6 protein-coding genes, 1 tRNA gene, 2 rRNA genes and 3 pseudogenes (1 of these 12 cut by a window edge) are annotated in these 9,903 nt (G+C 56.6%); 9 read left to right on the top strand and 3 right to left on the bottom strand.

What is annotated here, in order from left to right; translation table 11 throughout:
* The 5 genes from OEG84_RS12715 to OEG84_RS12695 all read left to right on the top strand — a co-directional run.
* Positions 1 to 2,106 (top strand): 23S ribosomal RNA (locus OEG84_RS12715) (it extends 692 nt beyond the left edge of the window).
* A gap of 134 nt (positions 2,107 to 2,240) precedes the next feature.
* Positions 2,241 to 2,355: ribosomal RNA gene (rrf, locus tag OEG84_RS12710) — 5S ribosomal RNA — on the top strand.
* A gap of 207 nt (positions 2,356 to 2,562) precedes the next feature.
* Positions 2,563 to 2,639 (top strand) — tRNA-Met (locus OEG84_RS12705).
* Between the two features lie 202 nt (positions 2,640 to 2,841).
* Positions 2,842 to 3,165 (top strand): hypothetical protein, encoded by a 324-nt coding sequence (locus tag OEG84_RS12700; protein WP_267654102.1) that lies wholly within the window; start codon positions 2,842 to 2,844, stop codon positions 3,163 to 3,165.
* A gap of 3 nt (positions 3,166 to 3,168) precedes the next feature.
* Entirely contained in the window at positions 3,169 to 3,438 is a 270-nt protein-coding gene (locus tag OEG84_RS12695) for a hypothetical protein (protein ID WP_267654101.1), read from the top strand.
* Here the strand turns inward: OEG84_RS12695 and OEG84_RS12690 are convergent.
* Positions 3,376 to 4,428, bottom strand: a pseudogene (locus OEG84_RS12690) (recombinase family protein); the annotation flags it as partial. The gene OEG84_RS12695 and the pseudogene OEG84_RS12690 overlap by 63 nt on opposite strands.
* Before the next feature lie 740 nt (positions 4,429 to 5,168).
* Here OEG84_RS12690 and OEG84_RS12685 point away from each other — a divergent pair.
* A complete protein-coding gene (locus tag OEG84_RS12685; protein ID WP_267654100.1) occupies positions 5,169 to 5,528 on the top strand; it encodes a phage integrase N-terminal SAM-like domain-containing protein in 360 nt (119 codons plus the stop codon).
* Complete coding sequence (locus OEG84_RS12680) at positions 5,473 to 5,721, top strand: transposase (protein WP_425602849.1); 249 nt, start codon at positions 5,473 to 5,475, stop codon at positions 5,719 to 5,721. The genes OEG84_RS12685 and OEG84_RS12680 overlap by 56 nt, the downstream gene beginning before the upstream one ends.
* Before the next feature lie 27 nt (positions 5,722 to 5,748).
* Here the strand turns inward: OEG84_RS12680 and istB are convergent, their stop codons facing one another.
* Together istB and istA are read right to left on the bottom strand one after the other, a co-directional pair.
* Positions 5,749 to 6,507, bottom strand: a complete 759-nt coding sequence (istB, locus tag OEG84_RS12675; RefSeq protein WP_267652424.1) for an IS21-like element helper ATPase IstB — start codon at positions 6,505 to 6,507, stop codon at positions 5,749 to 5,751.
* Positions 6,508 to 6,519: 12 nt separating this feature from the next.
* Positions 6,520 to 8,049 (bottom strand): IS21 family transposase, encoded by a 1,530-nt coding sequence (gene istA / locus OEG84_RS12670; protein WP_267652423.1) that lies wholly within the window; start codon positions 8,047 to 8,049, stop codon positions 6,520 to 6,522.
* Positions 8,050 to 8,229: 180 nt separating this feature from the next.
* On the opposite strand from istA, the pseudogene OEG84_RS12665 reads away from it, so the two are divergent.
* Together OEG84_RS12665 and OEG84_RS12660 are read left to right on the top strand one after the other, a co-directional pair.
* Positions 8,230 to 9,191 (top strand): annotated as a pseudogene (locus OEG84_RS12665) (IS3 family transposase); the annotation flags it as partial.
* Positions 9,192 to 9,225: 34 nt separating this feature from the next.
* A pseudogene (locus OEG84_RS12660) lies at positions 9,226 to 9,900 on the top strand (tyrosine-type recombinase/integrase); the annotation flags it as partial.
* Positions 9,901 to 9,903 lie beyond the last annotated feature (3 nt).

The raw sequence follows: 9,903 nt of genomic DNA, 5'->3' as shown, positions 1-9,903 counted from the left end.
GTTTGTTGCATTAGACCCGAAACCGAGTGATCTAGCCATGAGCAGGTTGAAGGTTGGGTAACACCAACTGGAGGACCGAACCCATATCTGTTGCAATAGATCGGGATGACTTGTGGTTAGGGGTGAAAGGCCAATCAAACTCGGAGATAGCTGGTTCTCCGCGAAAACTATTTAGGTAGTGCGTCGACCGAATACCCTCGGGGGTAGAGCACTGGATGGGCTATGGGGACTCACCGTCTTACTGATCCTAACCAAACTCCGAATACCGAGGAGTACTAGTCGGCAGACACACGGCGGGTGCTAACGTCCGTCGTGAAGAGGGAAACAACCCTGACCTCCATCTAAGGTCCCCAAGTCATGGCTAAGTGGGAAAGGATGTGAGACTCCCAAAACAACCAGGATGTTGGCTTAGAAGCAGCCATCATTTAAAGAAAGCGTAACAGCTCACTGGTCTAATTAAGGGGTCTTGCGCCGAAAATGTACCGGGGCTAAAGCCATGCACCGAAGCTGAGGATGTGCAGTTTACTGCACGTGGTAGCGGAGCGTTCTGTAAGTCTGTGAAGGGAGACCCGTGAGGGCTCCTGGAGATATCAGAAGTGCGAATGTTGACATGAGTAACGATAAAGGGAGTGAGAGACTCCCTCGCCGAAAGACCAAGGGTTCCTGCTTAAAGTTAATCTGAGCAGGGTTAGCCGGCCCCTAAGGCGAGGCCGAAAGGCGTAGTCGATGGGAACCACGTTAATATTCGTGGGCCTGGTGGTAGTGACGGATCTCGTGTGTTGTATCTCCTTATTGGATTGGAGGTGCAGCGAAGAGGTTCCAGGAAATAGCTCCACCGTATAGACCGTACCCGAAACCGACACAGGTGGTCAGGTAGAGAATACCAAGGCGCTTGAGAGAACTGCGTTGAAGGAACTCGGCAAATTGCACGCGTAACTTCGGAAGAAGCGTGACCCTTGTTTACGCAAGTAGATGAGGGTGGCACAGACCAGGGGGTAGCGACTGTTTATCAAAAACACAGGGCTCTGCGAAGTCGCAAGACGACGTATAGGGCCTGACGCCTGCCCGGTGCTGGAAGGTTAAGAGGAGAGGTGCAAGCTTTGAATCGAAGCCCCAGTAAACGGCGGCCGTAACTATAACGGTCCTAAGGTAGCGAAATTCCTTGTCGGGTAAGTTCCGACCTGCACGAATGGCGTAACGACTTCCCCGCTGTCTCCAACGCAGACTCAGTGAAATTGAATTCCCCGTGAAGATGCGGGGTTCCTGCGGTCAGACGGAAAGACCCCGTGCACCTTTACTATAGCTTTACACTGGCATTCGCCAAGGCATGTGTAGGATAGGTGGTAGGCTTTGAAGCATGGGCGCCAGCTCGTGTGGAGCCATCCTTGAAATACCACCCTTATCTTCGTGGATGTCTAACCGCGGTCCGTTATCCGGATCCGGGACAGTGTATGGTGGGTAGTTTGACTGGGGCGGTCGCCTCCGAAAGAGTAACGGAGGCGCGCGATGGTAGGCTCAGACCGGTCGGAAATCGGTCGTCGAGTGCAATGGCATAAGCCTGCCTGACTGCGAGACTGACAAGTCGAGCAGAGACGAAAGTCGGTCATAGTGATCCGGTGGTCCCGCGTGGAAGGGCCATCGCTCAACGGATAAAAGGTACGCCGGGGATAACAGGCTGATGACCCCCAAGAGTCCATATCGACGGGGTTGTTTGGCACCTCGATGTCGGCTCATCGCATCCTGGGGCTGGAGCAGGTCCCAAGGGTTTGGCTGTTCGCCAATTAAAGCGGTACGTGAGCTGGGTTCAGAACGTCGTGAGACAGTTCGGTCCCTATCTGCCGTGGGTGTAGGAATATTGATAGGATCTGTCCCTAGTACGAGAGGACCGGGATGGACGTATCTCTGGTGGACCTGTTGTCGTGCCAACGGCATAGCAGGGTAGCTATATACGGAATGGATAACCGCTGAAGGCATCTAAGCGGGAAACCAACCTAAAAACGAGTATTCCCTGAGAGTCGTGGAAGACTACCACGTTGATAGGCTGGGTGTGGAAGCGCAGTAATGTGTGAAGCTTACCAGTACTAATAGCTCGATCGGCTTGATCGTTCTCATTGCTTGTGCTCATCGAAACAAACTTCGGTGTGCCAGCGATTGTGTTCATAAGACTAAAGGGACTAGCCTCCCGCCAGCTTCTCAATCAACTTGCACATGTAGCCATGTGCAATGTTGCGCTTTGCCGACCTGGTGGTCATGGCGGGGCGGCTGCACCCGTTCCCATTCCGAACACGGCCGTGAAACGCCCCTGCGCCGATGGTACTTCGTCTTAAGACGCGGGAGAGTAGGTCGCTGCCAGGTCTGCAAAGCGCAACACATATCTTCTCAAACTTACGAAACTTGGAACTGCCGCGGGTCGCATTCGCGGCCCGTTTTTTGCTTTTATGCCTCGAGCAACATTCGCTCAAGGCTTGTCGCGGGGTGGAGCAGCCCCAGCCGAACCGCAGAGGCAAAGCCTCGAGGATCGGCGAACAAAAGACCGGGCATGCCCGGAAGCTCAAAATTTATCGCGGGGTGGAGCAGCCCGGTAGCTCGTCAGGCTCATAACCTGAAGGTCGCAGGTTCAAATCCTGCCCCCGCAACCACTGAAACTTGTAAGTCCTGCCATTCTCGGCGCTTACCCTCAAGTTCCTCCGCACACAGCGCGAGGAACTTTTTGCGTTTGGGATCCGTGTCAAGAACGCCCTTGTCGATCAGGTTGTGGAACTCGTACTCCTGAGCCGTCCGGAATTCCGCTTCCATCGCCTTGATCGTGTCCATCGTTGCCAGAATGCTCACGATTGCACCATGGACGAAGAGTTCAATGCCGTTGCCGTTCTCGGCCGGCCCTATCACCACTTGTTGGACCAACCCGCGGATCATGGTGATGAACGGCTGCTTGGTCTCGGCATCTGCATGCTCGCGCATATAGTACATCACCGCATTAATAACCCGTTGGACGACTTCCGGCGTCACATCGTCAGCCAGGTTGATCGGCTTGGTGGTCCTGGCCACTTCCAGTTCCTGCTTCAGGTCCGTGATTTTGCCTTCAAGCTCATCGACCATATCGTCGAGGCTGGCAATGACGGGACGGTTGGCCTGGATGCGATCGGTGATCTGCTTGAGGACTGATTTTTGTTCCTGCTGCTTTGCAACGATCTTTTGTTCGAGTGCAGGGATGCTGGTCCCCGCCTTCGCCTGTCGGGCTGCCAGGCTCTGTTTGGTGGCAGTTATGACGGTCTCGATATTGACCAGATTCCAGAGGGCATTGGGGATACAGGTCAGCACACGGTCTTCAAGTTCCTGCCTGCTGATCGTCTTGGAATTGGTGCAGATGCCTCCGTCGAGGCTGTCGAGGGGCAGCTTCTTGCCGCGGTTTGTGCAGCTGTAGCGATCCTTCCCTGAAATAGCATAGGGACCGCCGCAGTGGGCGCAGCGCAGAATACCGCTCAGCAGATAGCTTGGCCGATGTGTCCGGTTCAGCTTGTTCGTTGTCGTTGACTCGTAATTGTCCCGGACAGCCACCTGGCGCTGCTTGACCCTGTCCCAGAGCGCATCGTCAATGATCCTGAGCTCTGGTTTGTCGACAACGACCCAGGTGGTCTCAGCGTTCATCCGGGCTTCGCGTTTCTCGGTCTTGGGGTTCTTGTGAAAGTTGCGCCGGTTGAAGATGGTGCGGCCGCGATAGCTCTCGTTGTTCAAAATTCCGGTACCTCGATTCACATGCCCACGGATGGCGGTATCGCGCCATTTGTAGCCGCGAGGACCGGGTACTTCTCTTCGGTTAAGTTCCTGGGCGATCTGAATAGGGGACCGCCCATTTGCATATTCCCTAAATATCTCCTGGATGATGGAGGCCTGATCGGTATCGATCTCGCGCATGCCGGGGATACGATCACCCTTGGCATCGTATTGCTGACCAACACGGTATCCATTAGCCAAACCGCCGGCCGCTTTTCCCTTTCGGACAGCAGACTTCATCCCCTCGCGTGTGCGGTAGCGGATCTGCTCAATCAATTCCTGGCTCAGGACAGCCCTGATACCCACTTCCATATCGGTGACGCGTCCGCCACCATGTACGGTCCACAGCTCGATATCGAGATGATTGAGGGTCTTGAGAATGCCGGCGCTGTGTTCAACGTCTCGTGAGATGCGATCGATTGTGACGCAAAGCACGATATCGATACCTCCGAGTTCGCAGCGTTTAAGCAGCGCCTGAATGCCGGGACGGCTCTTGAAGCTTGTACCGCTGACGGCGGCGTCCGAAAAGATCTGGATCAGGTTCCAGCCGCGTTCTCCGACAAAGACCGTGCCGAGTTCAATTTGTGTCTCGATAGAAACCTCATCTTGTCGATCAGTAGAGTATCTCGCGTAAATCAGAATATTCTTTGGCATAATCAATCTCGTATGCAGTTAGTATCATATTGCACATAGAGCGTGGTGTGTCGGAATATAAGTAGTCACTATAAGAATGGTTAATTCGTATTAATATTATTAATTCCAGAAATACGGTGGATTTATGGTATATATCGCACAAACTAATTCGAATAGAAAACGTAATATTTGGCAATCGCGTTTTATAGGGATATACTGCTCTGCTTCCGCGACGCGAAGGTTCTTGAAGATGAACGGCGCCCGCTGCAGGGTTCCGACCGAGGCGCGATCTGCGCAGCCGTGCATTAGCAACATGGGGGATCGCCGAATACATTAGTCACAATTTTGGTCGCGGTCGATCGGAAAAACCTTCTCATCACTCCCATTCCGAAAGACTTAAATGGGGCCGAGGGCGGTCACTGAGATAGGCTGGTGCTCTATGGCGGTTATCTCATCCTAGACGCCCAAAATGAACCGTCTCGATGCGGCTCCATTTCAATCATCCGTCTCCGACCCAGCCAACGACAACTCCCCGCTCAATTTGCCAATTCTTCTGGGATGCCATCGGGAAATGCGAAGCCAGCCTCGAAAGCAGAAGTGCCAGCGTATTCCCGTCCGGCTCGTTTGGGGCCGGTGAACGAACCCGCTGCGCGGGAGGGTGCGCGTGGCGGCTGAGGTGCTTTGACCGTCGACTGCAGACGGATTGAACGGCGGTTGCCGCAGGCAGAGCATGGAGGGTTTGTTCAACAAGGAGCCTGACCATGCACAACCAATCGAACACGACCGCGATCAGCCCGTTTCGGCAACGCCTGATCGATGACATGAACCTGCGCCACTTCGGGCACGAGACCCAACGCAATTACTTGCGCGATGTCGGACGCCTCGCGAGCTTTCTGGGGCGGTCTCCCGATACCGCGACCGCAGATGACCTGCGCCGCTTCCAGATCTGGCAGCAAAGCGAGGGTGTTCCGGTGCCGACGATGAACAGTATCGTGTCGGTGGAGTTGCCCCCTGAAAGTGGTCCACCAACTGGGATAGATTATCCCTCAAATTGGAGGATCAGCGATGGCTGGAAAACGAGAGAAGCCGGAAGAGATTGTATCGAAGCTTCGGCAGGTTGAAGTTCTGCAAGGGCAAGGTGCGACGATTGCTGACGCGGTGCGCCAGATCGGCGTGACACAGCAGACGTTTTATCGATGGCGAAAGCTCTATGGCGGGATGCAGCGATCTCAACTGCGCATTCCGGAGTATCCGGCCGGCCATTCCGATAACATCCGGCCACCTAAACCGGGGTATCCGGCCACCCTTATATAGCGGCTGCGAGGCCTGATGATTTGGTTATCAGGATTGGATGCTTTCGTCACCTGTTCCGAGTTTGGTTTTCCTCATGCTCTGGCCGTCGAGTTCGACGCGATAGGCGTTGTGTACGAGGCGATCGAGAATGGCATCGGCGAAGGTGGGTTCCCCGATCACGTCATGCCAGGTGTCGATGGGCAATTGGCTTGTGATCAAGGTTGATCCAACCTCGTATCTGTCCTCGACTATTTCCATAAGGTCACGACGCTGACTGGCATTGAGGCGATCCGGTCCCCAGTCGTCCAGGATTAGCAGTTGAGTTTTGGTAAGGGCCTTGAACAGACGCGGAAAGCGTCCGTCACCATGGGCCAGTTCCAATTCATCAAAGAGACGTGGCATGCGCTTGTACAGCACAGTGATACCGTCTCGGCAGGCGGCTTGCGCCAGAGCGCAGGCCAACCATGTTTTGCCAACGCCGCAGGGGCCAGTGATCATCAGGTTGCGCTTGTCCTTGATCCAGCGCCCGGTCAGCATCTGCTGGAACATGGCTTTGTCGAGGCCGCGCCGCGACTTGTAATCCACGTCCTCCGGCGAGGCACCGACGTGGCGCAGTTTTGCTGTACGCATGCGGCTTTCAAATCGCCTCGTCTCACGACTGGCGGTCTCTCGATCAATGAGCAGCCCAAGCCATTCAGCGTGGCTAAGCCCGGCTGTGCCGTCCTGTTTTTGCATCTCGGCAAAGGCTTCTGCCATGCCGTCGAGCCTGAGTGTTTTGAGCTGATCCAGCGTTGGGTGATCAAGCATTCTCTATCCTCTTCAATGGAAGTAATCCGCACCACGGATATTGGGGTGAGTGATCGCAGGGCCGTCCGTGGTGGGTTCGCGGCGCTGACGGTCCAAACCATTCTTCAGAATGGAATGCAGGGATGTGTAGGAGTGGGCGTTGATCTCAAGCGCACGCAAACAGGCGGCATCCAGGCGCTCCCGCCCGAAGGTCTTGGCCAGCCGTAAAACACCGAGGCACGTTCTGTATCCTTGTTCGGGATGTTTGCGCTGGCGCATGATCACATCGACAAAGACCTCAACATTTGGGCCGATGCGCACAGCTTGCCCGCGGATACGCTGTGGCGTCCAATCCTCGCGGAAGCGATGATGGGCGGGCATGTGATCGCGGATCGTGGAGTGCTGGCGATTGCCCGAGGTTCTGGCGTGAGAGGCAACGCGTTGCCCATTAAAGTATACCTCTACGGTGCGTGCGGTGATCCTTGCCCATAGTTTTTGCTTCAGCAACTGATGCGGCACCGAGTAATAATGGCGGCCAATATCGACATGGTAATCGAGGCCCGCGCGGCACTGCTTCCATTCGGCATAAACATAGGCCTCCATAGACAAGGGCTTCAGAGCGGGCCGATCCAGGCGTTCAAACAGATCGCGGCGGCTTGCACCAAGATGGCGACTGACTTTGCCGTTGAGCTGATCCAGCAATGGCCGGATGGCAGCGTTCACCTCATCAAGGCCAAAAAAGTGCTGGTTGCGCAGCCGCGCCAAAATCCAGCGCTCGGCCAGCAAAACAGCGCCTTCCACCTTTGCCTTGTCTTTCGGCTTTCCAGGCCGCGCCGGAACGATGGCGGTATCGTAATGTGCCGCCATATCACCATAGGTGCGATTGATCTCAGGATCATAAAAACAGGCCTTGGTGACGCCTGCCTTGAGATTGTCTGGAACCAGCTGCGCAGGCACGCCACCGAAGAACTCAAAGGCACGCACATGGCTGGATACCCAGTCCGGCAGGCCCTGTGTCCAGCTGGCTTCGACATAGGTGTAATTGGACGCTCCCAGCGTCGCGACAAAGATTTGTGCGGTGCGCACCTCTCCCGTTTTGGGGCAGACAACATCAACTGTCGGGCCCGCGTAATCGACAAACAGCCGCTCGCCTGCAGGATGACGCTGACGCATCACCGGAGACAGCTTGCCTTCCCAGCGGGTGTAGAGCTCACAGTATCGGCTATAGCCGTATCCATCGTGATGAACCCCGCGATACTCCTCCCACAGCAGCGACAGCGTCACGCCCTTGCGCCGCAACTCGGCATGCACATGCGCCCAGACAGGCTGAGGAACCGCGCGACGGACATCGCCGGGGCAAACGGGAAACAGGCGGTTCTCAAGGTCGGCGTCCGACAGATCAGCAGACAGAGGCCAGCTCAAACCTTCCAGATCAGCGCGCCGAAAATATTCCGAAATCGTCGCACGGGCCACGCACAGGCTTTGCGCCACCTGGCGGCCTGAAAATCCATCCGCCCGAAGCCGCAGGGCTTCCCTTATCTTCCGCATAGGCAATCTCTTCATAAAGGGCTCTCTCCATCCAAAGGAACGGAACAGTAGCCCTGTTACAGATCGCCTCGCAGCAGCCTAAACTGGGTTGAAATGGGGGTGGCCGGATGCCCCGGAATCCCCGGCCGGATCAAATCGGAATGGGTGGCCGGATGCTATCGGAATCAGTGGCCGGATCGTCCCGGAATACGCACTCAACTCACTCGGCTGAAAGAGCTGGAGAAGGAGAACCAGCGGCTTCGGCGGGCGGTGTCTGACCTGACACTGGACAAACTCATCCTGACCGAGGCGGCAAAGGGAAACTTCTAAGCCCTTCGCGTCGTCGCAAGTGCATCGACCATGTGCGGCGGGAGCTTGGCGTATCGGAACGCCGCGCCTGCCGCACGCTCGGACAACACCGATCCACACAGCGCAAGGTGCCACAGGGCCGGGCAGATGAAGAACGGCTGACCGATGATATCATCGAACTGGCCGACAAGTACGGGCGCTATGGGTATCGCATGGTCACCGGTCTGCTGAACAACGCGGGCTGGCAGGTAAACCATAAGCGGGTTGAGCGCATCTGGCGGCGTGAAGGGCTGAAAGTGCCACAAAAGCAGAAGAAAAAGGGGCGGCTTTGGCTGAACGACGGATCATGTGTGCGTCTCAGACCGGAACGGCCAAACCACGTCTGGTCCTACGACTTCGTCCAGGATCGAACCGCTGACGGCCGCGTCTATCGGACGCTGAATATCATCGACGAATACACCAAGGAGGCACTCATGATCCGCGTGGACCGCAAGCTCAACTCAACGGACGTGCTGGATGCTCTGACAGACCTATTCATCCTGCGCGGCCCGCCGGAATACATTCGGTCGGACAATGGGCCGGAATTTATCGCCCAGAAAGTGCGGGATTGGATTGCAGCTGTTGGAGCCAAGACGGCCTACATAGAGCCAGGCTCACCATGGGAGAACGGATACTGCGAAAGCTTCAACGCCCGGTTCCGCGACGAGCTGCTGAACGGCGAAATCTTCTACAGCCTAAGGGAGGCGCAAATCCTGATCGAGCAATGGCGTATCCACTACAACACCGTCAGGCCGCATAGCGCTCTGGGCTACCGCCCGCCCGCGCCTGAAAGCATTGTCCCGATGGACCAGACGCCCATGATGCACTAACAATCAAACCGGACCACCTGATGGGGGCACGCCATCGGCACTGAGGTTCTTCTTCAACACCACGGTCGATCGCCCCGACCTTGCCCGCCGTCTGGTGCGGTTGGCGCAACCACGCAAGCTTCCGGTCGTGCTGAGCCGCGAGGAAGTGACCCGCCTGCTCGACGCCACGATCTGCCTCAAGCATCAGGCGGCACTGGCCGTTGCCTATGGTTCGGGACTGCGGGTGTCGGAAGTCGCTTCGCTGAAGGTCGCCGACGTCGACAGCGAGCGCATGCTCCTGCGGGTGGAGCGTGGCAAAGGTGGGCGCGGTCGCAACGCCATGCTGTCGGAGGACCTGCTCACTCTTCTGCGCCAATGGTGGCAGGCCGGCCACAGGCAGGGCGTCATGCGGCGGGACGGCTGGCTCTTTCCGGGCATCAATACCCTGAGGCCCATCAGCACGCGCCAACTCCACCGTGTGGTGGTCGAGGCGGCGAGGAAAGCCGACATTGACAAGCGGGTGGGACTGCACACGCTGCGTCATTCGTTTGCCACCCACCTTCTTGAGGACGGTGTGGACATCCGCGTCATTCAGGTGCTGCTCGGCCACGCCAAGCTGAACAACACGGCCCTCTACACCAAGGTTGCGACTAGGACGGTGCGCTCGGTGACCAGTCCGCTCGACCGGCTTGGCCTGTTCAGGACGGAAGCATCGCCGCCCGAAGGCTGACGC

Source organism: Hoeflea algicola, assembly GCF_026619415.1.
GTDB classification, from domain to species: domain Bacteria; phylum Pseudomonadota; class Alphaproteobacteria; order Rhizobiales; family Rhizobiaceae; genus Hoeflea; species Hoeflea algicola.
Note: the sequence above shows the minus strand (reverse complement) of the source record. Positions and strands in the feature narration are given on the sequence as shown.

Excerpts from the sequence above, each read along its gene's own strand:
- OEG84_RS12700 (WP_267654102.1), top strand. The coding sequence starts at position 2,842 with ATGGACGAAGAGTTCAATGCCGTTGCCGTTCTCGGCCGGCCCTATCAC.
- OEG84_RS12685 (WP_267654100.1), top strand. The coding sequence starts at position 5,169 with ATGCACAACCAATCGAACACGACCGCGATCAGCCCGTTTCGGCAACGC.
- OEG84_RS12680 (WP_425602849.1), top strand. The coding sequence starts at position 5,473 with ATGGCTGGAAAACGAGAGAAGCCGGAAGAGATTGTATCGAAGCTTCGG.
- istB (WP_267652424.1), bottom strand. The coding sequence starts at position 6,507 with ATGCTTGATCACCCAACGCTGGATCAGCTCAAAACACTCAGGCTCGAC.
- istA (WP_267652423.1), bottom strand. The coding sequence starts at position 8,049 with ATGAAGAGATTGCCTATGCGGAAGATAAGGGAAGCCCTGCGGCTTCGG.